General features: G+C 58.8%; 20 protein-coding genes. 8 read left to right on the top strand and 12 right to left on the bottom strand.

Translation table 11 applies throughout. The features are described from left to right. Positions 1-37: 37 nt before the first annotated feature. From purF to purS, 4 genes are read right to left on the bottom strand one after another with little or no spacing between them, the layout of a single operon-like run. Positions 38-1,474, bottom strand: a complete 1,437-nt coding sequence (gene purF, locus J2S31_RS03105; protein ID WP_237097598.1) for an amidophosphoribosyltransferase — start codon at positions 1,472-1,474, stop codon at positions 38-40. Further along, on the bottom strand, positions 1,452-3,686 hold the full coding sequence (purL, locus tag J2S31_RS03100; RefSeq protein ID WP_237097597.1) for a phosphoribosylformylglycinamidine synthase subunit PurL: 2,235 nt from the start codon (positions 3,684-3,686) through the stop codon (positions 1,452-1,454). The genes purF and purL overlap by 23 nt, the downstream gene beginning before the upstream one ends. Then, the gene (purQ, locus tag J2S31_RS03095; RefSeq protein ID WP_237097596.1) at positions 3,683-4,381 is read right to left on the bottom strand and encodes a phosphoribosylformylglycinamidine synthase subunit PurQ; all 699 of its coding nucleotides are present in this window, start codon (positions 4,379-4,381) and stop codon (positions 3,683-3,685) included. The genes purL and purQ overlap by 4 nt, the downstream gene beginning before the upstream one ends. A gap of 18 nt (positions 4,382-4,399) precedes the next feature. Next, on the bottom strand, positions 4,400-4,648 hold the full coding sequence (gene purS, locus J2S31_RS03090; protein WP_237097595.1) for a phosphoribosylformylglycinamidine synthase subunit PurS: 249 nt from the start codon (positions 4,646-4,648) through the stop codon (positions 4,400-4,402). 278 nt (positions 4,649-4,926) lie between these two features. On the opposite strand from purS, the gene J2S31_RS03085 reads away from it, so the two are divergent. Further along, positions 4,927-6,987: a bifunctional aldolase/short-chain dehydrogenase gene (locus J2S31_RS03085; RefSeq protein ID WP_237099887.1), complete on the top strand. Its 2,061-nt coding sequence runs from the start codon at positions 4,927-4,929 to the stop codon at positions 6,985-6,987. Between the two features lie 30 nt (positions 6,988-7,017). Here J2S31_RS03085 and J2S31_RS03080 read toward each other — a convergent pair whose 3' ends face one another. Beyond that, on the bottom strand, positions 7,018-9,762 hold the full coding sequence (locus J2S31_RS03080; protein WP_237097594.1) for an MMPL family transporter: 2,745 nt from the start codon (positions 9,760-9,762) through the stop codon (positions 7,018-7,020). Positions 9,763-9,879: 117 nt separating this feature from the next. After that, positions 9,880-10,656, bottom strand: coding sequence for an acyloxyacyl hydrolase (locus J2S31_RS03075; RefSeq protein WP_237097593.1), 777 nt, complete (start codon positions 10,654-10,656; stop codon positions 9,880-9,882). A gap of 401 nt (positions 10,657-11,057) precedes the next feature. Here J2S31_RS03075 and J2S31_RS03070 point away from each other — a divergent pair, with 401 nt between their 5' ends. The 6 genes from J2S31_RS03070 to J2S31_RS03045 all read left to right on the top strand — a co-directional run bounded on the left by J2S31_RS03070 (position 11,058) and on the right by J2S31_RS03045 (position 15,185). Beyond that, entirely contained in the window at positions 11,058-11,681 is a 624-nt protein-coding gene (locus J2S31_RS03070; protein WP_237097592.1) for an RNA polymerase sigma factor, read from the top strand. Beyond that, a complete protein-coding gene (locus tag J2S31_RS03065; RefSeq protein ID WP_237097591.1) occupies positions 11,678-11,917 on the top strand; it encodes an anti-sigma factor family protein in 240 nt (79 codons plus the stop codon). Before J2S31_RS03070 ends, J2S31_RS03065 begins: the two co-directional genes overlap by 4 nt. Before the next feature lie 159 nt (positions 11,918-12,076). After that, positions 12,077-12,565, top strand: coding sequence for a bifunctional nuclease family protein (locus J2S31_RS03060; protein WP_005011229.1), 489 nt, complete (start codon positions 12,077-12,079; stop codon positions 12,563-12,565). Between the two features lie 134 nt (positions 12,566-12,699). Then, positions 12,700-13,575, top strand: coding sequence for an NAD(+)/NADH kinase (locus tag J2S31_RS03055; RefSeq protein ID WP_237097589.1), 876 nt, complete (start codon positions 12,700-12,702; stop codon positions 13,573-13,575). A 33-nt stretch (positions 13,576-13,608) separates the two neighbouring features. Next, entirely contained in the window at positions 13,609-14,553 is a 945-nt protein-coding gene (locus tag J2S31_RS03050; protein WP_237097588.1) for a peptidoglycan recognition protein family protein, read from the top strand. Positions 14,554-14,699: 146 nt separating this feature from the next. Further along, positions 14,700-15,185, top strand: a complete 486-nt coding sequence (locus tag J2S31_RS03045) for a hypothetical protein (protein ID WP_237097587.1) — start codon at positions 14,700-14,702, stop codon at positions 15,183-15,185. A 17-nt stretch (positions 15,186-15,202) separates the two neighbouring features. Here the strand turns inward: J2S31_RS03045 and J2S31_RS03040 are convergent, their stop codons facing one another. The 5 genes from J2S31_RS03040 to pgeF all read right to left on the bottom strand — a co-directional run bounded on the left by J2S31_RS03040 (position 15,203) and on the right by pgeF (position 20,913). Beyond that, the gene (locus J2S31_RS03040) at positions 15,203-16,030 is read right to left on the bottom strand and encodes a hypothetical protein (RefSeq protein ID WP_237097585.1); all 828 of its coding nucleotides are present in this window, start codon (positions 16,028-16,030) and stop codon (positions 15,203-15,205) included. A gap of 183 nt (positions 16,031-16,213) precedes the next feature. Beyond that, the gene (gene purH / locus J2S31_RS03035) at positions 16,214-17,770 is read right to left on the bottom strand and encodes a bifunctional phosphoribosylaminoimidazolecarboxamide formyltransferase/IMP cyclohydrolase (protein ID WP_237097584.1); all 1,557 of its coding nucleotides are present in this window, start codon (positions 17,768-17,770) and stop codon (positions 16,214-16,216) included. A 7-nt stretch (positions 17,771-17,777) separates the two neighbouring features. Next, positions 17,778-18,026: a hypothetical protein gene (locus J2S31_RS03030; RefSeq protein WP_237097583.1), complete on the bottom strand. Its 249-nt coding sequence runs from the start codon at positions 18,024-18,026 to the stop codon at positions 17,778-17,780. A gap of 156 nt (positions 18,027-18,182) precedes the next feature. After that, the gene (locus J2S31_RS03025) at positions 18,183-19,988 is read right to left on the bottom strand and encodes a DUF6178 family protein (protein WP_237097582.1); all 1,806 of its coding nucleotides are present in this window, start codon (positions 19,986-19,988) and stop codon (positions 18,183-18,185) included. Between the two features lie 145 nt (positions 19,989-20,133). Next, positions 20,134-20,913: a peptidoglycan editing factor PgeF gene (pgeF, locus tag J2S31_RS03020; protein ID WP_237097581.1), complete on the bottom strand. Its 780-nt coding sequence runs from the start codon at positions 20,911-20,913 to the stop codon at positions 20,134-20,136. A 316-nt stretch (positions 20,914-21,229) separates the two neighbouring features. Between pgeF and J2S31_RS03015 the strand changes: the two genes are divergently transcribed. Further along, a complete protein-coding gene (locus J2S31_RS03015) occupies positions 21,230-21,457 on the top strand; it encodes a hypothetical protein (RefSeq protein WP_237097580.1) in 228 nt (75 codons plus the stop codon). Positions 21,458-21,659: 202 nt separating this feature from the next. Here the strand turns inward: J2S31_RS03015 and J2S31_RS03010 are convergent, their stop codons facing one another. After that, the gene (locus tag J2S31_RS03010) at positions 21,660-22,868 is read right to left on the bottom strand and encodes a class I SAM-dependent rRNA methyltransferase (RefSeq protein WP_237097579.1); all 1,209 of its coding nucleotides are present in this window, start codon (positions 22,866-22,868) and stop codon (positions 21,660-21,662) included. Positions 22,869-22,938: the final 70 nt, after the last annotated feature.

Genomic DNA, 22,938 nt, shown 5'->3' with positions numbered 1-22,938 from the left:
GGAAGCTTCAAGTCAGGGACGTCTCACACCACCGGCGTCACACGTCCGGCGTTTCACTCCCGAACAGTTGCAGTTGCACCGGCTGATGGCCGCGGCCGTCGATGTCCACCGGGTACTGCCCGTCGAAGCACGCCGCACAGAATTTGCCCTTGTCCTCGCCCATCACCTCCAGCATGTTTTCCAGATGCAGGTATTCCAGCGAATCGGCGGTGATGAAATTGCGCGTTTCTTCCAGAGTGTGGCGGGAAGCGATCAATTCATCGCGGTTGGGCGTGTCAATGCCGTAGAAACAAGGAAACAGCGTCGGCGGCGAGCTGATGCGCACGTGCACTTCTTTCGCGCCCGCATCGCGTACCATCTTCACAATCTTCCTGCTGGTGGTGCCGCGCACGATGGAGTCATCGATGATGATCACGCGTTTGCCTTCGATGAGGCGCTTGACCGCATTCAATTTCACCTTCACGCCGAAGTGGCGGATGGGCGACTGCGGTTCGATGAACGTACGCCCGACGTAGTGGTTGCGGATGAGCGCCATCTCAAACGGGATGCCGGATTCCTCCGAGTAACCAAGCGCCGACAGATTGCCGGAGTCGGGCACCGGCACAATGATATCCGCGTCCACCGGTGACTGGAGCGCCAGCGCCTTGCCCATGCGCTTGCGCACCGAGTAGGTGTACTCGCCGAAAATCAGGCTGTCCGGCCGCGCAAAATAGATGTGTTCAAAGATGCAACGCCGCGTCTCCTGCCGGTGAAACGGAAAGAACGACTGCAGTCCGTCTTCATTGATGAGGATGACTTCCCCCGGCTCCACTTCGCGCAGGTACTCGGCCTCGATGAGGTCCATCACGCAGGACTCCGACGCCACCACGTATGCGCCATCGAGCCTGCCGAGGCACAGCGGACGGAACCCGTGCGGGTCGCGTGCCACCACGATTTCGTGTTCGGTCATGAGCGCCAGCGAATACGCCCCCTGCACCGCCGCCAGCGCCTCGACCACGCGGTTGACGAAGGTGTCCTGATGGCTGTGGGCGATGAGGTGGACGATCACCTCGCTGTCGTTGGTGGACTGGAAGATCGCGCCTTCTTCAACCAGCGCTTCCCGGATCTGGTCGGCATTCACCAGGTTGCCATTGTGGGCAAGCGCCAGCGAGCCTTTGGCGTAGTTGATGACGCAGGGCTGGGCGTTGACGATCTGGCTCACGCCCGCGGTGGAATAGCGGTTGTGACCGACGGCGATATTGCCGGGCAGCTTCCTGATGCGTTGCGAGGTGAAAATGTCCGCCACCAGGCCCATGCCCAGTTCGACGTACATCTTGCCGCGGTCGCTGGTGGCGATGCCCGCACTCTCCTGCCCCCGGTGTTGAAGCGCGTAGAGGCCGAGGTAAACGAGGTTCGCCGCTTCGGGGTGACCGTACACGGCCACCACGCCGCATTCCTCATGAAATTTATCGTTAGCGGGAAACTCGACTGGCATAACCGCTCAAAGAATGTTTCCAGATATCCGCGAGCGCTTCCACATCTTCATGGATATACGCTTCGCCGTTGATGTTGAACCGGAACGCCGACCCACCGACGGTGCCCAGCGTTTGAAACGCAACACCCGCCTTTTCGGCGTCGGCTCGGAGGCGATTCTCCTGCGACTGCTCAAAGGAGACCACGATGCGCGATTGCGATTCCCCAAACGCCAGCGCGTCCGGCCGCAATGAGGATTCCATTTCCACCACCGCGCCCAGCCGTTCCGGTCCGGAGAAACACGATTCCGCCAATGCCACCGCCAACCCGCCCTCGGAGCAGTCGTGCGCCGAGGCGATCAGGCCGTTTGCAATCCAGTCGCGGCACACCTGCTGGACGTCCATTTCTTCCTTGGGATTCAGTGCAGGTGGTTTGCCCTGGCACCGGTTGAAGATCTGCTTCAGGAATTCACTGCCGCCCAACTCTTCCAACGTCAGGCCCAACAGGGCGATCTTGTGTCCCGGCTTTTTGAACCATTGGGTCATGTGCCGGGACCGGTCCTCCAGCAGACCCACCACCGCCACGGTGGGTGTGGGAAATATCGCTTCGCCTTTAGTTTCATTATAGAGACTGACATTCCCACTGACCACAGGAATGTTGAAAAAGCGGCAGAAATCACCCAGCCCCTGCACCGCCTGCTGAAACTGCCACATGATCTCCGGGTTCTCCGGGTTGCCGAAGTTGAGGCAGTTGGTGACGCCGATGGGCTCCGCGCCGGAGCAGGCCAGGTTGCGGCAACACTCCGCCACGGCGATCTGCGCGCCCTGGAAGGGGTCAAGGTAACAGTAACGGCTGTTGCAGTCCACAGAGATGGCCAGCGCCTTGTCCGAATCCGGCACGCGCAAAACGGCGGCATCCGACCCCGGCAAAACCAGCGTGTTCAAACCCACCATGTGGTCGTACTGGTCGAACACGATTTCCTTCCTGGCAATGGTCGGGCTGGCCAGCAGTTTTTTCAGCGCGTCGCCGCCGGAATCGATCACCTCGATCTCGTTCAGGTTCAGGTGCTGGACGGTGTCCAGGTATTTGGGTTTGCGGGTGGGGCGGTGCGTTTCCGTGGCGCCGTGCACCACCACCTCGATGGGCAAATCCACCACCACCTCGCCGCCGAAGCGGATGCGCATGTGGCGGTCGTCGGTGACGCGCCCGATGACGGCGGCATCGAGATCCCATTTGCGGAAAATCTCCAGCGCTTCCTGTTCATGGCCGCTTTTGATGACGAACACCATGCGCTCCTGCGACTCGGACAGCATGATCTCGTAGGCGTTCATGCCTTCCTCGCGCATCGGCACCGCGTCGAGGTCCAGCTCCACGCCGCTGTCGGCGCGCTCGGCCATCTCGAACGAAGACGACGTGAGCCCGGCCGCGCCCATATCCTGCACGCCCACCACCCAGTCCTTCTGCATGATTTCGAGACACGCTTCGAGCAGGAGTTTTTCCATGAACGGATCGCCCACCTGCACCGTCGGGCGTTTTTCTTCCGTCGAGTCGTCGAACTCCGCCGACGACATCACCGCGCCGTGGATGCCGTCGCGTCCGGTTTTCGATCCGACATACAAAATGGCGTTGCCGACGCCGGAAGCGTTGCCCAGGAAAATCTTGTCGGCCCGCGCCAGTCCCAGGCAGAACACGTTGACCAGGATGTTGCCGTCGTAGCAATCGTCGAAATAAATGTCGCCGCCCACGGTGGGCACGCCGATGCAGTTGCCGTACCCGGCGATGCCCTTGACCACGCCGTGGAACAGGTAGCGCATTTTCGGGTTGTCGGGGTTGCCGAAGCGCAGTGAGTCGAGGAGTGCGATGGGACGTGCGCCCATGGTGAAGATGTCGCGCAGGATGCCGCCAACGCCCGTCGCCGCGCCCTGGTACGGCTCGATGAACGACGGGTGGTTGTGGCTTTCAATCTTGAACACTGCCGCCAGCCCGTCGCCGATGTCCACCACCCCCGCGTTCTCGCCCGGTCCTTGCAGGACGCGCGGGCCTTCGGTGGGCAGGGTTTTCAGATGCGGCTTGGAGCTTTTGTAACTGCAATGCTCGCTCCACATGGCGGAAAAGATGCCGAGCTCGACGAGGTTCGGCTTGCGCCCCAGCAGGTCACAAATGCGGTTGTACTCGACGCGGGTCAGCCCGTGCTGGGCGGCCTGCTCGGCGGTGATGAGCGACGGCGCACTCATGCCCGCACCCCGGTTTTATTGAAGAGGGAGTCGAACAGCTTCTGTCCGTCGATCTGCGCCCATAGCGGATCGGCACAGCGCTCAGGATGCGGCATCATGCCCAACACGTTGCCCGCCTCGCTGACGATGCCCGCCACGTTGGCGAGCGAACCGTTGGGGTTGGCCTCTTCGGTCACGTTGCCCCGGGCGTCGCAGTAGCGGAACACGATGCGGCCGGTGTCTTCGAGCCGTTTCATCGTATCGGCATCGGCGTAATAACTGCCCTGCGCGTGGGCGATGGGGATGTTCAACACCTCGCCCGGCTGGCAGGCGCGGGTGAAGGGGGTGTCCGCATTTTCCACTTTAAGATAAACGTATCTGCACATGTATTTCTGCGTGCGGTTGTCCAAAAGCGCACCGGGAAGCAGTCCCGACTCCACCAGAATCTGGAAACCGTTGCAGATGCCCCACAACAGGCCGCCCTTGTTGGCATGTTCCACCACGGCTTTCATGATGGGCGAGAAACGCGCGATCGATCCGGCGCGCAGGTAGTCGCCATACGAAAACCCGCCGGGCAGGACAACGAGGTCGAAGCCGTCGAGCGAGGTGTCCTTGTGCCAGACCATCCGCGTGTCCGCGCCATAGACGTTTTTCAGAATGTGGAAACAGTCGCGGTCACAGTTGGACCCGGGAAATGTGACGACGCCGCATTTCATGATTCGATCACCGGACGGTCAATTCGCAGGTTCGAGGGTGAAACGGTAGGACTCGATGACGGTATTGGCCAGCAGTTTCTCGCACATGTCGCGCACGCGCGCCTCGGCCTCCGCCGCCTCGACGCCTTCGAGTTCGATTTCCATATAGCGGCCCAGATGCACGTCGCGCACCTCGTTGTAACCGAGGTCGTTGAGCGCGTGGTGCACCGCCTTGCCCTGCGGATCGAGGACGCCTTGCTTCAGGGTGACGTGGATTTTTGCGAGCATGTATGGGTGTTCGGGACTGCACCCTGGGGGAAACTCCCTGGGAGCCGGGTCCGGGTTGTGAGTCGATTCGGGCGAACCGGGAAGGCACCGTCCAACAGGGCAAAAACCAACGCCCCACCGCCTTGGATTCGCCGCAAGAGTAGCACAGAACCCCGCCGAATTCATCTGACTTTTATTGCGCCGGCGCACCCTTGGGTTAATCCTCTGTATTTCATAAATTTTCCGCCTGCTCATTTTGCAACTTTATTTGCCCGGCCGGATTTGCTATTTTGCTTGCCATGAAGAATCGCTGGAACGATAAAGACGCGCAGGCGGCCATCGAGCGCTGGTCGAACGTCAATGAGGACATCGCGCTCCGTGTGTACACCTCACGGCTGATCGGTGCGGACACGGAACTGGTCCTGCACGGCGGCGGCAACACCTCGGTCAAATCGCGCGTCCCGGACCGCTTCGGCGAGGACATTGACGTGCTGTTCGTCAAGGGGAGCGGCTGGGACCTGGACTCGCTGGAACCGCCCGGCCTGCCGGGGGTGAAGCTGGGCCCCATCCAGAAACTGCGGCAGTTGGACGGCCTGTCCGACGAGGCGATGGTCAACGACCAGCGCATCAACCTGCTCGACGCCTCGGCGCCGAACCCCTCGGTTGAAACCCTCCTGCACGCGTTCCTGCCGCACAAATTCGTCGATCATTCCCACGCCGACGCCATCCTCGTCATCGCCAACCAGCCGGATTCCGTCGAGATCTGCAGGGAGATTTATGGTGACGAGCTGGGCGTGGTCGATTACATCATGCCGGGGTTCGACCTGGCCAAGGCGGCGGCGGAAGCCTACGAAAAGAATCCGAACGTGAAGGGGCTGGTGCTCATCAACCACGGCCTGTTCACCTTCGCCGAGACGGCAAAAGAAAGTTACGATTACCACGTCGACGCGGTGACGAAGGCGGAAGAGTACATCGCCAAACACCCGGCCCAAAAGCTCACGCCGCAGACGGTATCGATCGGCTCCAAAAGCCCGGACGAGATTTTCCGCCGCCTCGCCCCCGCCCTGCGCGGCATTTATGAAAAAGAATCGGGCGTGCCGTGGCTGGTGCACCACCGGCAGAGCGAGACGGCTTACCACTTCGCCACCAGCGAGGAATGCCTGACCTGGTCGCAGATCGGCACCGCCACGCCGGACCACGTCATCCGCACCAAGCAAAAGCCGCTGTTGCTGAACCTGAAAAACCTGGACGATGCGGATAAGCTGTGGGACGAACTCACGACAGCGATCCAAAAGTACAAGGACGCCTACCACGCCTACTTCAAGAAGAACTGCGACGCCAAGGGCATCGAGCGAAAAGAACTCGACCGCTTGCCGCGCGTGATTCTGGTGGCGGGGCTGGGGCTCATCACCATCGGCAAGACCGCGAAGGAAACGCGCATCTCAGCCGACATTTACGAACACACCATCGACATCATTCATAAGGCGTTCAACGTCGGGACCTACCAGCCGCTGTCCGACTTCGACCTGTTCGACATGGAATACTGGTCGCTGGAGCAGGCCAAGCTGGGCAAGGCCAAGCCGCCTATGCTGAATGGCAAGGTGGTGTATGTGACGGGAGCCGCTTCCGGTATCGGCCGCGCCACGGCAGAGTTGTTCGCCGAACAGGGTGCGAACGTGTTCATGACCGACATCAACGCCAACCAACTGGCGGAAGCCGCCGACGCCATCAAAAAAGCAACGAAGGCGAACCTGCTGGCGCGGGTGGTGGATGTGACCGATGAAAAAGCCGTGCGCGAATCGTTCGAGCAGGTGGTGCAACATTTCGGCGGGCTGGATATCCTGATCTCCAACGCCGGCAACGCCGTGCAAGGCCCCATCGGCGAGGTGGACAGCGCGACGCTCCGGCAGAGTTTCGAACTCAATTTCTTCGCCCACCAGTCGCTGGCATCGCAGGCGGTGCGCCTGTTCAAGACGCAGCGCACCGGCGGCGTGCTGTTGTTCAACGCGTCGAAGGCGGCGTTCAATCCGGGAAAAAATTTCGGACCCTACGCCCTGCCCAAGGCAGGCGTGGTGGCGCTCACCAAGCAATACGCCCTCGATTACGGCGCCGACGGCATCCGCTCCAACGCGATCAACGCCGACCGCATCCGCACCGGCATCTTCCCGCCGGAATTCGTGAAGGAACGCGCCGCCGCGCGGGGTTTGAGTGCCGACGAATACTTCCAGGACAACCTGCTCAAGCGCGAGGTGACTGGACGCGACGTCGCCCAGGCATTCCTCGACCTCGCCCTCGCGGAGAAGACCACCGGCAGCATCGTCACCGTCGACGGCGGCAACATCGCCGCCAGCCCGCGCTGACGTCTCCCCTCCCCTTCTGTTTTCTTTGAATCAAATCCGCCAGCCGTGGGCGTGGAAGAGTTTCATGAGCGCGGGCAGGAGCGTGATCGACGTGATCAGGCAACTGCCGACGCCGAGGCTCAGCACCTGGCCGACGCTGTACACGCCCTGATGTTCCGCCACCATGAGACTGCCGAAACCGATGATGGTGGTCAAGGACGTCAGCATCACGGACATGCCGGTGCTTTTGGAGATGACGTTGCCGCCCTGATCCGGCGTCTCCCGGTAACGGTGCACGATGTGCACGCCGTCCACCACGCCGATGCCGAGGATGAGCGGCAGGATGACGAGGTTGGCCATGTTGAAGTTGACGTTGTAGAGCACCATCAGCCCCAGGGTCAGCACCGCGCCGGCGAGCGTCGGCACCAAAACAAGCAATGTGGTGTTGAGGTTGCGCAGGGAGAAAAGTAGGTAGAGGAAGATCGCCACCAGCGCGTAGATCCCACCCCTTACGTAGCCGTCGATCATCAACCGGCTCGATTCATACATGTGCACCGCGTTGCCGGTGACGTTGGGATCGATGCGCCGCATCTCGTCGAGAAACGTTTCCATCTCCTCGCGCTCCCAGATGTTGATCGACGGATACACCAGCGTCAGGTAGCGCCCGTCATCACTGATGAAGCGGAGCTTGAGGTCGCGCGGCAGGTCGTCGATCTTCACCTCGGAGGGATGCGCCGCGGCCTTGAGATCGGCGATGCGTCCGCGGTAATCCTCGAACAGCGTTTTTGAAAACGCCGAGAGGCGTTCGGTCGCCGTCGTTGCGTCGGTGTTCTCGAGATCCTTTTGAAACCGCGCCACCCACTCCGACGCCTCCGCGACTTCATCCGTCGTCCCGCTCTTTTCCTTCTTGCGTAGTTTGAACCGGATCTTCTTCATCGTCGCCGAAAGCCGGTCGAGCGAAAACGGCTCGTCCGTGACTGCCACGCGGTAAGAATCGATTTCCGGCGCGTAGTCGGCGATGAGTTCCATTTTCTTTTCCTGTTCCCCAGGCACCGCCTCGAACAGGCTTTCGACCTTGCCGACGCTGGTCATGGTTTTCAGCCGTTCGTACTTGGCCCGCGCTTCCTCGCGGGTTTCGGAGATGATCGCCGCGTTCCACGAGGCGCGCTGGGCGTGTCTGAGGATTTTCATTTCATACCGCACCGCCTCAATGCCCTCCGCCTGCATGTGGAGCAGGTTGTAATCGAACCGCAGGGACTGCGACGCCCACGCCGAAACCAGAAGCGCCGCAAGCGACCCGAAGATGATGAGGTAGTAATGCGAATAAAAGCGTTCCAGAAGATTCTCGCGCAGGTCCACGTAACGGCGTTTGATGTATTTCGGTTTCAGCCAGCGTTCCTCCAGCGAGATGCACGCCGGAAAGGTGAGCACCATGGCAAAGAAGCAGAGCAGGATGCCGCCCGCGGCGATGACCCCCAGTTCCGCGATGCCGATGAAATCGGTGAACGCCATCGCGCCAAACGCGATCGCCGTGGTGATGGCACCGGCAAGGTTGCCGCGTCCCGTCTTATGCAAGGTTTCGCGCATGGCGTTGAACGCATCCAGGCCGTTCCGCCTCTCCTCGCGGTAGCGTCCGAGAATATGAATGCCGAAATCGATGCCGAGCCCGATGAGGATGGTGGTGAACACCACGGACATGATGTTGAGGTGGCCGACCGCAAGGGTGGTGTAGCCCATCGACCACGCCAGCCCCAACACCAGGCTGAACACGGCGAGGATGGGTTTCCGCACTTCTCGGTAGCAGAGGATGAACAGGATGGCGACGCCCGCCAGCGCGATCTCCGAGGCCTCCTGCGCATCGGTCATGGTGGTGTGCATTTCATCCGAGGCGATCACCTCGCCACCGGTAAGCCCCACCTGCACCTGCGGAAAGTCCGGCTTCACTTTCGCGATCAAATTGCGGATGACCTCGATGGAGTTTTTCGATCCGGCAAAATCGCCTTCCGTTTCCACCGGGTTGAGGAGCACGAACAGCAGGCGGCCGTCGTCGCTGACAAGGTAGCCGTCCTTCTTCAGCGGGTTTTCCTCCTCATGCAGAAACGAACTCCACGGCGAGCGGTATTCCGCATCCGGGTCGTTCAAGTGCGCGGTCATCTGTTTGAGCAGGGCGATGAGCATGTTGAGGTCGGCTGTGTCATCCTTTTCCCCGCTGTCGGCGCCGAGGAAATCGGTCATGAGCGATCCCACCATGCCCGCGCTGATTTCCCGGTTGATGCTTTCGAGCAGGGCGTTGAGCCCGGGTGAACGGTTGACGCGGGAGAGAAAATCGTGATGCGACTCCAGCTTGTCACCGAGCTCGCGGATTTCCTCCGGTTCCAGATACAACAGTGCCTTGTCCTGGAAATAGCCGGTGTCGATTCTGTAATAGATTTCCGAGAACAGTTCCTGCCGCGTTTGCAGGCGCGCCACCAGCGCTTCCGCGAAACGGCGCATCGGCTCCGGCCGGTTGCCCTCCACCACCACGATCATGCCGTCAAAATCTTCAAACGACTTGCGGTAATCCTGGAACAACTGGTGGAATTTTTGCGACGGGGAGATGAGATCCTGGCGGCTGGTGTTGAACATGAGGTTCTGCGCCGTGTACCAGAAGCTGAGACAAGCGAGGATCAGCGATGCCGCGAGCACCCAAAGCGGATGGCGGTACGCCAGCACCTCCAGCGCGTCGAACGCGCGGTCAATGAAGCTTCCCCGGGAACGGACGGAAGCCGGGTTGTGGCCGGGGTGGCGGTCGGTCATGGTCACCGAAGGTTGAGGGAAACAGGCGCTCCAGGCGCCCTGCCATGCAACGGCAAGAAGGGAGAATTATAAGCGATCCCGCCCCGCAGGAAAAGGCTTGCGGGACGGGCTCCTCGCTTAAAACGCAAACCCGATGGTAAAAACGTGGGAGTTGAGACCAATATTGGGTGTCTTGATGGCGGAATTGGACAGGTGCCAGAAATGGTAGTTGAAGCTGACGGCACGGCCGTTTTCAAAAAAATATTCGATGCCGCCGCCGGCGTTCAGCACAAACTCGAATGCCGTGCTGATCTCGTCCGCGCTATGCTGGAAGTCGCCGACGGAAACCCCCGTCCCGCCAAAGATAAAGGGAGCCCAGCGGCGGTGGGGATTGAGGAATTTGTATTCCAGTTGAATCGGCACGAACGCCACCACGAAGTTGGGTGCGTCGCCGGTCTTCACGCTTTTGAATTCCGGGTCGGTAACGTTCGCCACCAATCCTCCCTCGATCACCCAGTACAGGGCACCCTGGTAAGGCCCTTTCCCCACCACGCCGGTCAGGTTGTATTTCCATTTCGGAAAGAAATAAAGAAACTCCATGTCCGTGCGGTCGCCCAGGGAGGGAGGCGGAGGCGGTAAATCGAAGGTGAACCCGTACCCGATCTCGAATCCCCACAGGGTCTGCCCCTGCTCGAACTGCTCTATGAATCCGGGTATAACCGGTTCCGGAGACTGCCCCAGAACCACCTTGGAAAAGTATTTGACAGGAGTGCTCTGCGCAAAGGGAGAGACCGTCTCCACCTTGGGAGTAGCAAACTCCGAGGAAAAATAAGGCGTCCCGGCGGAAGCCGAAAAAGGCGCTCCCACCCAATGCAGGAACAAAAACAACCACACGAACTTGAGAACCTTACACATACCGACCAGTCTTAATGAAGTTAAAAAAAGATGTGATTTTACCACAGTGTCGCTCTAACCGATGGTTTTTAAACCTTTTTTTAGTCGCAAAACCAGCCGATCCTTACACGCAAATCGACCGGCACCCCGGCCCTCATGGTTTCCATTCCCCCGTTAATGGTGATAGAATTAGAGATTTGATGCCGCATCAACACCATGCTGGCGGTTTTGGACCGAATCCGTTCCCGGACAGGAATTGAAATCCGGGTTGCAGTGGACTCCGGCGCGGGAAATATTGAACCGTTTTATATTCCCACAGCATCTTAAATTTCAAAGGGCGAGACCCCCTTTGGGATGGACCAGACGCTGTCGCTGAGCCTGTACGGAATCCCCCAACGCACACATCCCAAGGGTGTCACCCCATGCCGACGCAAGAAGAAAAAGAGCAGGACGATCTGCTGGTTCGGGATCTGAAAGCGGGCAGTCACGAGGCGTTTGAAAAGATCGTTGAGTTGTATCAACGCAAAATTTACGCCCTCGCTTTCAACATGACACGCAACCAGATGGACGCACAGGACGTCACGCAGGAAGTTCTGCTCAGCATATACAAAAAAATCGACACGTTTCAGGGCAAATCCGCGTTTTCCAGTTGGGTTTACCGCATCACCCTGAACGCGACGTACATGAAGCTCCGTAACAAGAAGAAAGAGCAGTATGTGCCTCTGGACGACATCCTGCCTGCTTTCAACGGAACGGGGTTTCAGACCGAAAAGTTGATGGACTGGTCGGACTCGACCGAATCCTTGCTGTTCTCCAACGAAACGCGGGAGATCATCGGCAAGGCTGTCGATCAATTGCCGGAAAAGGAAAAGGTGGTGTTCATTCTGCGGGATGTGGAAGGACTGTCCACCGAGAAGGTAAGCGAGATTCTGGATTTGACCATTGCGGCGGTGAAATCGCGACTCCATCGAGCGCGGCTCTTTTTGCGGAAGAAGCTGTCTCACTATTTTGAAGAATACCAAGCGCAGGGGGAAAAGAAGAAATGATCTGCTGTAAGGAATGCATCGATTTGCTGTACGACTACCTGGAAGGGGCGCTGAACGAGGAGACAGCGAGCGCTTTGGAGGAGCACTTTCAGGACTGCCCCCCTTGTATCGCTTTTCTGAACACCTACAAATCCACCCGGGACCTGTGCCGCGAAACCCTGGGAAAGATCGAAATCCCCGAAGTGGTGCAGATCAAACTCCGGGATTTCATCAAGGAAAACACCTCAAAAGCCTGACCCCCCTTCCTCCCTGCCTACAGGCGGTTTTTGGGCATCTGCCTTGATAAAACGGTGATTGAAAATGACCGGGGATTGATTTAGTATTTAATTGTGATCTCCAAAACGACTGCGACAAACGGTTTACATCTTACCAACTGATTGACGAGGCTGTTCTCGATGGTTGAAATGAAAGTAGATGGGCTCACACTCGATCCCTTGACGAACATGCCCATCATCATTCTCAAGGATCTGGAGGGCAACCGCGCCCTGCCGATCTGGGTTGGATTTTTCGAGGCGAACGCCATCGCTCTGGAGATCGAAAAAATCTCCACGCCGCGCCCGATGACCCACGACCTGATGAAGAACCTCATCGGCAACATGAAGGCGGAGATCAACCACATCCTCGTCAGCGAGTTGAAGGACAACACCTTCTATGCCGTCATCTCCATGGTGCACGGCGGCAGTACGCTGAACATCGATTCCAGGCCGAGCGACGCCATCGCCCTGGCGCTTCGCACCAAATCCCCCATCTTCGTCAACGAAGAGGTCATCGAAGCGGCGAAAAGCCTGGACCTGCCGGACACCAGCAAAGCCTCGCCGGAAGACAAGGACCAGTGGAAAAAGTGGCTGGACAACATCAAGCCGCAGGACTTCGGCAACCTCTGAGTTTTCCCTCCCTACCAGATATGCGTTTCCCACGCCCAAGGAAAACTTGCGCCGAAACGGGAAAGTTCTATATGATGCCGTAAGGAAGCATGCCCGCGTTCTCCAGGAGACGCGGCCCCCCGAAAGGAATTTTCGTGGACGCCATCAAATCCATCGGCATTTTCTGCAAACAAAAACCTCTCATCAGTCAGGAAGTTCTCCAGGAACTGGTGGACTGGCTCCGCGAGCGCAACTATAAGGTCTTCATGCCGCAGGACACCGCGGCCATCGTGCAGGAAGACTCTCCCGACAGCAGCGAAGACATCCCGGCGAAAAGCGATCTGCTCATCGTGCTCGGCGGCGACGGCACCCTGCTCAGCGTCGCGCGCCTGACGGAAAACCACGAAGTGCCGATTCTCGCCGTCAACCTGGGCAGTCTCGGCTTTCTCACGGAAGTCGCCCTTCCGGAATTGTACTCCACTCTCGAAAACGTGCTGAAAGGCCAGTCGGCGGTGGAAGACCGTATGCTGTTGCGCACGCGCCTCAAACGAAACGGGAAGGTTCTGCGCACCGACGCCTCCCTGAACGACGTGGTCATCAACAAACGTGACGCGCGCATCGTCAACCTGGAAGTGCACGTCAACGACCAGTACATGACGTCGTACCGCGCCGACGGATTGATCATCGCCACGCCGACGGGCTCCACCGCGTACTCGCTGTCGGCGGGCGGACCCATCATCCACCCCAGCATGAACGCCTTGTTGCTCTGCCCCATCTGCCCGTTCACGCTGACCAACCGGCCCATCGTCATTCCCGACCGGGCGGTGATCCAAGTCAATCTGACCACGCAGGAAACGGTGCAGATCACGCTCGACGGCCAGCTCGGTTACGAAATGACCAGCGAGGAAACGCTGGAAGTGCAACGCGGTCCCACGCCGGTGCACCTCATCCAGGCGCCCGGCAAAAACTATTACCAGATTCTGCGCCAGAAACTGCACTGGGGGCGTCCCGCAGAAGACCGCAAGCAATAAAACCGGCGTCCCCCAACTCCTGCATCGCACATCATGCCCGACACCGCCATCAACCAAACCATCGTCGCCTGCGGCCAGGCCGTGGACATCGGCACGCCCGTGGTGCGGTGGGACGACCCCGGCGGTTTCCGCTGTCCGCATCCGCGCGGCCGCGCGTCGTGTCATCACCATCCGCCGGAATTGAACGACGCCCCGACGCGCCCGTTCGACGCGTACCGGATCGCCGACCCCGGCCGCGCGTTCGAGGAACTCACCCAGGCGGTACATCAACTGGTCCTGCATTACGACGTGTGTTACACCTCGCGCCACTGCCATGAAGTGCTGGAGCAAAGCGAATTCATGGGCAGTCATTTTTATCTCGACCTCGACGGCACGGTTTACCAGACCTGCGACCTGTACTGGAAAACCAACACCGCTCCCGCCGACGACCGCAAAGGCAACGAGCGCGCCATCCACGTGGAGATGGCGAACCTTTCCTGGCAGGCCAGGGCGGAGGAGTCGGATCTCTTCCACGCGGAGAAAGACCTGTACGTTAAAAAAGGGAAGCACTGGCAATTGCAGTTGCCGGAAGCGTACCGGAACACACTCCGCACACCGGGCTTCGTCGCCCGCCCTGCCCGTGCTTATGGCGAGCGCGGTTATTTCAGCCGCAAGGTCAACGGCAGGATGGTGCGCATGTGGGATTTTACGGAAGAACAGTACCGGGCGCTCATTCAATTGTGCCTGGGCGTGCACGCACTGCTTCCGCGCATTGCGTTGAAGGTTCCGTTCGACAAGGACACGGGTCGAACGCCACTCGACCGCCTGCCCGACTTCGCCACCTTTCAGGGCATCCTCGGACACCACCACGTGCAGGGGGGCGCCACGCCCGGCGTCAAATGCAAGTACGACCCTGGCTCCGCCTTCGACTGGGCCCGCCTGCGGCGCGCACTGGAAGCGCATGCCCGCAAAACACGGCGGCGCGCCGCGGACCGGTAAAAAATTTGACCTCTGCCCGTCTTTGAGGTTAGGGTTTTAAGCAAATCCCATTGTCCGATCCTCAACGCGTTTTCGGTCCGGCCCGCCCGTTTCCGTGCGGAACCCGGCGGTGGAAGACCGCCTCACACCATAAGGATTCAATACCCATGAAACTTGGAATTTTCCGGGACGAACTGCCCGGCGAGCGCAAGAGCATCATCAACCTCATCATGGCGGGCTACATGGTGGTGATCGCCATCCTCGGTTACATGGCTTTTTACCTGAACATCCAGATGGCTCAGGTCGAACGTCTGTTGACGGGCATCGACCCGGCCACCCTGAGTGGCGAACAGTTTGGCGTGCTGAAACAATCGCTGGTGCGCACCGCGGACCGGCTGGGCGCCGAGTCGATCTGGATCGCGGTGATCGGCGGGTTGTTTTCGCTGATCGCGGCGGGATACACCTACAACATGGTCATCCGTCCCCTGCGCCAGTTGATCGTGTACACGGAGACGGGTAAGGGCGAGCTTCCGGAAATCAAGAACAACAACGAGATCAAACAACTGATGACGGCCATCCTGGAAAAAGAGGGATCGCGGCCGCAAAACGGAACGGGGTCCAAACAACCGGCGGAACCTTCCGGCAGGGGTTGACGCAACACTGACGGGGCTCAGGTGCCTGCCAGATCCTCCGTCATGCCTTCCAGTTGTTCCGTGAAACTGAACACTTCGCTTTCCTTCATGCCAATCTCTCCCAGCAGTTGCAGGTACTGAAAGTAATCCAGCTTCTCCTTCAACTTCTCAAACGCCCGGGTGATGGCGTGGGGGTTGTCCGCCAGCGGGATGAGGTCGGTGCAGAACAATTCCGGTGTCATGCCATCCAACCGCGTGTCCTGAAACGTTTCCAACAGGCTGGACGGGTATTCGCCCTTGGAGGTGGGGACGCGTTCCGCCTGCTCCTGCTTCAGGTAATGCACGCACTTTTCGCGCAGGATGAGTCCCTTTTCCCACGGACCCGCCTGTCCCCAGCGCAGGCGTTCGGCAAGCAGACCGGACAGGCGGTTGGTGTAGTGGATGTCGGAGACCGCATTGGCATGGCCTTCCAGCCGCGCCTCGCGCGCTTTCTCCATCGTTTCCTGGCGCTCGCGCCGTTGTTCCCGGCGGAACTTCGGGTCCCGCTTGTACTGTTTGTACCAGCGTTCGTAACGTTCCAGGTACAGCTTTTTCATCTCGATGTCTTCCAACTCGGAAAACTGGCGGTACGCTTCCAGGAAATGCAGTTCCTTCATCTCTCCCATCGCCTGCTGGTAACGGAAGGCGTCTTTGTTCTTCAGGCTCTGAAAGTAGGGTTGGAAGTAATAGTAGGCCATCACGCCGCAGACAATGAACACGACGGAAGCGTAAAAGGATCCAATGATGATCTTTTCGAGCAACAACACCGAAAACTCGATCTTCGGCAGTTTGAATTTGAATGCGGATGTGAAGCGGGTCCAGTCCATGACCGCCCTCCGATGCAGGCTTGTTCTCCGTCTCCAGAATAACCGGCCCCGGCGAGCATGGCTGGAAAATCGGGAGAAACGGGTTTTAGGGGAATCTTTTCAATTCTTTACGGAAGAATTACGGAAAAGTTGAGAGGGCAGGAAAAAACCTGTGACGCGCAGAATGGAGAGAGGTGGCCGGAATCAGTGCCGGAAGTGGCGGATGCCGGTGAACACCATGGAGATGCCGTGTTCGTCTGCGGCTTCGATCACTTCCTTGTCGCGGATGGAGCCGCCGGGCTGGATGATGGCGCGGATGCCGCTTTTCGCCGCGGCGTCGATGGAGTCGCGGAACGGGAAGAAGGCGTCGGAGGCCATCACGCATCCGTCCACCGGCTTGTTGGCCTTGTCGATGGCGATGCGGGCAGAGTCCACGCGGCTCATCTGGCCGGCGCCGATGCCGACGGTCTCGGTATCGCGTGCATAGATGATGGCGTTGGATTTGACGTGCTTGGCGACGATCCACGCGAATTCCAGCGTGCGCAGGGTGGCCTCGTCCGGTTGCAGTTTCGTCACTGACTTGAGCGTCGTGCGGTTGAGCGTGATGTCGTCCGCGTTCTGCACCAGCAGGCCGCCGCCGATGCGTTTCAGATCGACGCGCTGTTTGTTGGGATTGGTTTTCGCCGTCGGCATTTCCATCACGCGCACGTTCTTCTTCGCCGCGAACAGCGAAAGCGCTTCCGGCTCGTAACCCGGAGCGATGACCACTTCGACGAAGTTCTTCAGGATCTCTTCCGCCGTTTGCGCCGTGACCACCTGGTTGAATCCGAGCACTCCGCCGAATGCGGAGACGGGGTCGGTTTCCCGCGCCTTGATGAACACGTCCAACTGGTTGCTACCGATGGCGACACCGCAGGGGTTGGTGTGCTTGATGACCACCGCCGCCGTGTCTTCGAACTCAATGGCACATTCCCACGCCGCGTTCATGTCGATGAAGTTGTTGAACGACAGCTCTTTGCCCTGCAGCTGTCGCGCCTGCACCACATCGGTTTCCAGCGTCTGGTATTCGCGGTAAAGGGCCGCCGCCTGATGCGGGTTTTCGCCGTAACGCAGGTCCTGAACCTTGAGGAACGTCTGCTGGTAGGTGGGCGGAAAGCTGTCGGGTCCTTCGATCTGCAGAGACAGGTAACGGTTGATCGCCGCATCGTAACGCGCGGTCAGGGCGAACGCATCGCGGCTCAGCCGCTGGCGCGTGGCTTCCGTCACCTCGCCGTTGTTTGCGTCCATCTCGGCGATGACCACCTTGTAGTCGTCCGGATTCACCACGATGGCGACGTCTTTGTAATTCTTCGCGGAGGAACGCACCATCGTCGGCCCGCCGATGTCGATGTTCTCGATGGCGTCGGCCAGCGTGCAGTCGTCGCGCGCGATGGTCGCTTCAAACGGGTACAGGTTGATGACGACGAGGTCGATGGGCTCGATGCCGTGGTCCTTCATCGCCTGCATGTGTTCGGGATTGTCACGGCGCCCCAGGATGGCTCCGTGCACCTTCGGGTGCAGGGTTTTGATCCGGCCGTCCATCATTTCCGGAAACCCCGTGTAGTCAGAAATCGGGATGACCTTCACGCCGTTTTCTTCAAGCATCCGCGCGGTGCCGCCGGTGGACAGGATTTCCACGCCGCGCTCGCTCAACTGTTTGGCGAATTCAACGACATCCGTCTTGTCAGAGACGCTGATCAGCGCCCGTTTGATGGTTCGCATGGGTTGGTCAGACTCTGTATTTCTTCTTCGTGGGATTTTTCTGCACCAGCGCATCCGGCGTCAGCATCTGGATTCCCTTGAGCATCCAGACCGGGAACGTGCCATACGATTCCATCAAGCCCGGATCTTCCTTGCGCGGGTCCAGCCGGCCGGTTTCCTCTTCCAAAAACTCAGGTTTGGGGAGGATCCTCTGGGGTTTGGGCGGCGGTGTGTCGATGATGATTTTGCTGTCTTTGTTTTCTTTTTCTTCTGCCATAACAACCTCGTGACTCAAGACCCGCCGGAGGGACCTTAATGGGGGACCTTCCGGCTTCAGGGTGGAGAGCGATGGTACACTCTTTTTCCACGTTTGAAAATCAAAAAAACGGCCAATCCGGAGCCGCTTCCCTAACCTTCTGAAACCACACCGCCTTCACTGCAAAAGCAGGCCGCGGGTGTATTTCCAATCGATCTTCTCTTTCAGGTTCAGCCTGCCGAAATGATGTTCCAGGTTGGCGACGACATCCTGCAGCAGTTGCTCGAGGGACGCACGGTCCTCCTCGCTCCACGCCAGCGACGTGCCCAAAAGCGCATCGCGGAAGGCCACCACCTTGTCTTCGTCCACCGTATGCGGATCGTCGGGGTGGATGTTGTGGACGAACACGCTCTGCAAAAACGTTTTCGCCGCCACCTCCGGCAGGGGATCGCACGCCAGGTGACCGAACAGCGTGGACTGCGCCAGCGCCGTGGTGGTCAGCACCACGATGTTGATGTCGTCGATGGACGCGGGGTGCGTGCATTGGCCCTGAAGCGCCTCGACGCGTTTTTCATCGAGTTCAAACCCCTGCTTGGCCAGCCGCACATAAAACCGCGTCTTGATCAGAAAGCCTTCCATCAGGGCGAGGTCTTCGAGCGAACGCGGATCGGTCCATTCCACATTGGTCTCCGCAATCTCATCACCCCCCTGCACCAGCACGCCGATTTTTGGAAAGCGGTCCACCACTGCGGCGAAATGATCGACCAGACCCGAAGGCAGGGTGTATTCGACCAGCCGCCCGTTTTCCTTGAGCAGTTTCTCGCCTTCCCACTTGAGCCGCATGAGCGCCGCGTAGCCCACCTGGAACAGCGACTGCATGTAGGTTTTGGTGAGCAGGGTCTCGCCTTTTTTGATATCGCTCCCCGCGCCGAGTTCCAGGCCGATGTTGATGTAGCCCAGCAGTTTGCGCATCGCCTCGTGGCGCTGGTGGATGTCGGCGAAATCGCGCCGGTCCGCCACCATCACTTTATGAAACAGCCACGCCAACTCCCAACTGATGGCATGGAAGCGTTCGGCGGATTTCACAAACGCCAGGCATTGGCCGAAGAACGTACCCGGATCGAGGTCTTCCAACGGAAACGCCGGCGCCAGGGTGTGGCGGATGTCCTCGGTGCGGAAATCATCGGCGGACGGCAAGGACTCCTTGAGCATCTGCGCGTCGAGCAGGCTGTACACCTGGAACGCTTCCTCGAACGAAAGCACGCCCCTGTCCTCGTTGCGCGACAGGTACCAGCGGTAGGACGTCTCCACCGTCGGCGTCACGCCGTACCAGATGACCCCCTCCATCAGCGAATGAAACAGCTTCTGGTTTTCGCTGTAGAGCATTTTGAAAATGCGCGCGAGGGGTTTTTCCGCTTCGGCGTCCTTGAAGTAAATGTCGTACACCCCGTCCGGCGTGTAGTGCGGCAGGTTCTCCACGTTCTCATACTGGTCCGTCATCTCGTCCCGCTTGTACACCTTGATGAGTGCCTGCAGGACCATCACCTTCTGGTCGAAGTCCTCGGTGTGGAACCAATGCAGGAGTTGCTGGTCGTTGGCCTCGGTGACCAGCGCCAGCCACTCGACGGCGCGCTGGGGGGAAAACTTGTCCGCCTGCCACCATTCCATGTCGAACATGAACTGAAGCTGTTTCTGCGAACACACGGCGATGAGCGGCAGTGCGTCTTCCTGGCCGATCTCCTTCACCGTCTGGTACAGCTCCTCATCCGGCAGGGCGCGCACCACGGACATGGCCTGCTTCGACAGCATGATGAGATCCTGCTGTTGCACGCCGTGCAATTGCAGAACACAGCGGGCCTGGTCCGACACCGACAGTTTGTTGAGCAATTCTTCGACCTTCTGCGGCTGGGTTTTAATCCACTCAAGGGGAAACGGCAGTTTGGGTGCGGGAGTCTGGGACACGGGATTGTTTTCGGACGGCATGGTTGCGTTTGCTGATTATGGGATCCGGCGTCGATCGGTTGGTTCCACGTCCATCGGCGCCGTTTTTTAATTCAAAACCGGATCATCGTGATGGAAATTATTGTAGCACGAACACGCGCACAATCCGGACGGGCAATGCGGTTATTCAGTCTTTCAGCATGGCGAGGGTGATCATGCGACCGGTCTGCCCTTCTTTACGGTAGGAGAACCAGCGGTCGGTGCGGCACGCGGTGCATTCTCCATGCAGGTGAATGCGGTCCGGGCCGATGCCCGCCCGTTCCGCTTCCATGCGGTTGGCCATCCACAGATCCAGCATGAACTTGCCTGGTTTGCCCGGAGTGCTGAACGCCCGCCATCCGCCGCCACGGTTCTGAAACGGGGCGATGCAATCGTCATCCACTTCATAACAACAGGGGCCGATGGATGGGCCGAACCCCAGCACCATCCGTTCCGGGCGGCTTCCGTAGATCACCTTCATCGCATCGAGGGTGCGGCTCAGGATGCCCTGCTGGGTGCCGCGCCGCCCGGCGTGCACCACGCCCACCGCATGCGCCTTCTCGTCGTAGAGGATGATAGGAACGCAGTCGGCGGTCATCACGCCAAGGGGAATGTTTCGCAGGTTGGTCACCAGCGCATCCGCTTCCTGCTGGCCCACCTGTGCGGGCGTCATCGAATCGCGGTCGATCACCACCACGCGGTCGCTGTGCACCTGCTTCGCCAGGAACAGGCGGTCGTGTTCGATGCCCAACGATTGCAAAAACCACCGGCGGTGTTCCGCCGACGCGTTCTCCATATCCTCCCTTCCCAGGCGCAACGGTTCGACGCTCCCATCTTCATGGTCCGCGCAACGCGGACTGATGCCGTGCACCAGCCGCGAACACGCGTCCAAACCGGGTATCGAGTGAATTGGAATACGAACGCTCATAAAAATTTTTTCCTGTTTTTCCGGTTCGGGTTCAGCCAGCGCAACTTGCGTTACCTGAAACACAAAACGTAACCAAAAAACATCATACCCTGTTTCAAGGCCATTTTATGCATATTTCCCGGACGCATGAGTTGAATTGAAAAAAACGCGTTCGGCTTGGAACACGACGGCAAGGGCACGACCACCCTCCCTTCCCAACGCAAGTGCCTCATTTTTTAACAATATTTTCTTGACAAAGTAAGTGTATGGAATAAAATACATTAAAATATTTGGGCGCTGAGACATACCAGATATTTTTAAACGAAAGGAGTTCTTGATGGCAACCAAGAAGAAATCCAAAGCAAAAACCAAGACCAAGGCTAAGGCAAAAACTAAAGCCAAGGCGAAGACCAAAAAGAAAGTAACACGGAAGAAAGCAACAAAGAAAAAAGCCACGAAGAAAAAGGCTACCAAGAAAAAAGCTACTAAGAAGAAAGCCACCAAGAAGAAGGCAACCAAAAAGAAAGCGACCAAGAGGAAAGCTACGAAACGGAAAAAGATGTGAGGTTGCTCCCGCTTACTTGGTATTGATTTGGGATTGTTTCTCTTTTACAAGTTCGAAGGTTGTATCCAGGGAAATCTCAAAGCATTCATTTGCAACTGGTATTGTTTCAGCGCCCAAAATTTTCCCTTCGTTTGAACTCCCAGCCCTCTCGCGCCCCCTTCCCCGCGCCCTTTCGCCAGCCTAACTCCTTATATCAATTGACTTAACCGGAAAATTCCAGAAACACGCCCTTGAGGTACGCCCCCTCCCGGAAGCTCACCGGGTGGTCCAGCGCATGACCGGTTTTGAGCTCGTTTCTGGGCGTGCGGCCCGCGGATTTCAGCCCCTGCGCCACCGCGCGGTAAAATTCCTCCGCTCCCACCGGGGCGGAACACGACGCCGCAAACAGAGTTCCGCGTTTTGAAGTCACCCGCGCCCCCGCCTGCGCCAGCCGTTGATAGGCGCGGAGCGCGTTGGGCTTGTCCTTTTTGCTTTTGGCGAACGCCGGCGGATCGAGAATCACCAGGTCGAATGTTCTGCCCTCCGCGTGCAGGCGTTCCAACACCTCAAACGCGTCTCCCTGCAATTGCGAAAACCGCCCGGAAGCCACCACTTCTTCACCGAAATTCAACACCGCGTTGGCGCGGGCCGCTTCGAGTGCCGGACGGCTGATTTCCAATTCCGTAACCGATTCGCATTTTCCCGCCAGCGCATACACTGAAAACCCTCCGCTGTAGCTGAACACGTTGAGCACCGTTTTGCCTTCGGCACGGCGGCGCACTTCCTGCCGGTTGTCGCGCTGATCGAGAAAGAACCCCGTCTTCTGTCCCGCCACCACATCGGCTGTGAAACGCAACCCGTTTTCCAAAAACTCGACCGGGCCCGTCAACGGCGTGCCCGCCAGCACCTGTCCGTCGGTATACCCGCCCGCATCGACTTTCTGCACGTGGCGGCTGAGACGCAGGATCAACCGCTCCGCGCCGAACTCTTCCGTCAACAACGCAACGAGGATCGGCAGGTGCGGCAACCATGCGGAGGTGTACACCTTCACAATCTGCGTTTCCGCGTAACGGTCCACCACCAGCCCCGGCAAGGCGTCGTTTTCGCCGTTGACGAGACGGTATCCCGTCGTTCCTTCCACTGTCAGCCCTTGGCGCAATGCCGCCGCCGCACGCAGTCTCTGCATGAAGAAGTCGCGGTCTACGATCACCGGCTGGCGGGTTTGCAGAATACGCAGGCGGATGTCGGAGTAGGGATCGAACAGGCCGATGGCGAGGAACTTGTTGGCGGAGTCGTACACCACGCCCAGCTCGCCGGCGGAACCCGATACCTTGCGGTCTTTCATCTGGTAGAACCGCACCCACGGATCGCCGTTCAGGATGCGCTTCTGCACGGTTTTCGAAACCTTGATTTTGATTTTGCCGGAACGCACGGAAACCCGTTTCCTTTCATAAAACAAAAAAAGCCTGCAATTCGCGCAGGGCGAACGGATTCAATTATAC

It is taken from the genome of Nitrospina gracilis Nb-211 (assembly GCF_021845525.1).
Lineage (GTDB): Bacteria > Nitrospinota > Nitrospinia > Nitrospinales > Nitrospinaceae > Nitrospina > Nitrospina gracilis_A.
This window is presented reverse-complemented; position numbering and strand designations above follow the sequence as displayed.

Excerpts from the sequence above, each read along its gene's own strand:
- purF (WP_237097598.1), bottom strand. The coding sequence starts at position 1,474 with ATGCCAGTCGAGTTTCCCGCTAACGATAAATTTCATGAGGAATGCGGC.
- pgeF (WP_237097581.1), bottom strand. The coding sequence starts at position 20,913 with ATGAGCGTTCGTATTCCAATTCACTCGATACCCGGTTTGGACGCGTGT.
- J2S31_RS03040 (WP_237097585.1), bottom strand. The coding sequence starts at position 16,030 with ATGGACTGGACCCGCTTCACATCCGCATTCAAATTCAAACTGCCGAAG.
- purQ (WP_237097596.1), bottom strand. The coding sequence starts at position 4,381 with ATGAAATGCGGCGTCGTCACATTTCCCGGGTCCAACTGTGACCGCGAC.
- purH (WP_237097584.1), bottom strand. The coding sequence starts at position 17,770 with ATGCGAACCATCAAACGGGCGCTGATCAGCGTCTCTGACAAGACGGAT.
- J2S31_RS03080 (WP_237097594.1), bottom strand. The coding sequence starts at position 9,762 with ATGACCGACCGCCACCCCGGCCACAACCCGGCTTCCGTCCGTTCCCGG.
- purS (WP_237097595.1), bottom strand. The coding sequence starts at position 4,648 with ATGCTCGCAAAAATCCACGTCACCCTGAAGCAAGGCGTCCTCGATCCG.
- J2S31_RS03050 (WP_237097588.1), top strand. The coding sequence starts at position 13,609 with ATGCCCGACACCGCCATCAACCAAACCATCGTCGCCTGCGGCCAGGCC.
- J2S31_RS03025 (WP_237097582.1), bottom strand. The coding sequence starts at position 19,988 with ATGCCGTCCGAAAACAATCCCGTGTCCCAGACTCCCGCACCCAAACTG.
- J2S31_RS03065 (WP_237097591.1), top strand. The coding sequence starts at position 11,678 with ATGATCTGCTGTAAGGAATGCATCGATTTGCTGTACGACTACCTGGAA.
- J2S31_RS03045 (WP_237097587.1), top strand. The coding sequence starts at position 14,700 with ATGAAACTTGGAATTTTCCGGGACGAACTGCCCGGCGAGCGCAAGAGC.
- J2S31_RS03015 (WP_237097580.1), top strand. The coding sequence starts at position 21,230 with ATGGCAACCAAGAAGAAATCCAAAGCAAAAACCAAGACCAAGGCTAAG.
- J2S31_RS03075 (WP_237097593.1), bottom strand. The coding sequence starts at position 10,656 with ATGTGTAAGGTTCTCAAGTTCGTGTGGTTGTTTTTGTTCCTGCATTGG.
- J2S31_RS03070 (WP_237097592.1), top strand. The coding sequence starts at position 11,058 with ATGCCGACGCAAGAAGAAAAAGAGCAGGACGATCTGCTGGTTCGGGAT.
- J2S31_RS03085 (WP_237099887.1), top strand. The coding sequence starts at position 4,927 with ATGAAGAATCGCTGGAACGATAAAGACGCGCAGGCGGCCATCGAGCGC.
- purL (WP_237097597.1), bottom strand. The coding sequence starts at position 3,686 with ATGAGTGCGCCGTCGCTCATCACCGCCGAGCAGGCCGCCCAGCACGGG.
- J2S31_RS03030 (WP_237097583.1), bottom strand. The coding sequence starts at position 18,026 with ATGGCAGAAGAAAAAGAAAACAAAGACAGCAAAATCATCATCGACACA.
- J2S31_RS03060 (WP_005011229.1), top strand. The coding sequence starts at position 12,077 with ATGGTTGAAATGAAAGTAGATGGGCTCACACTCGATCCCTTGACGAAC.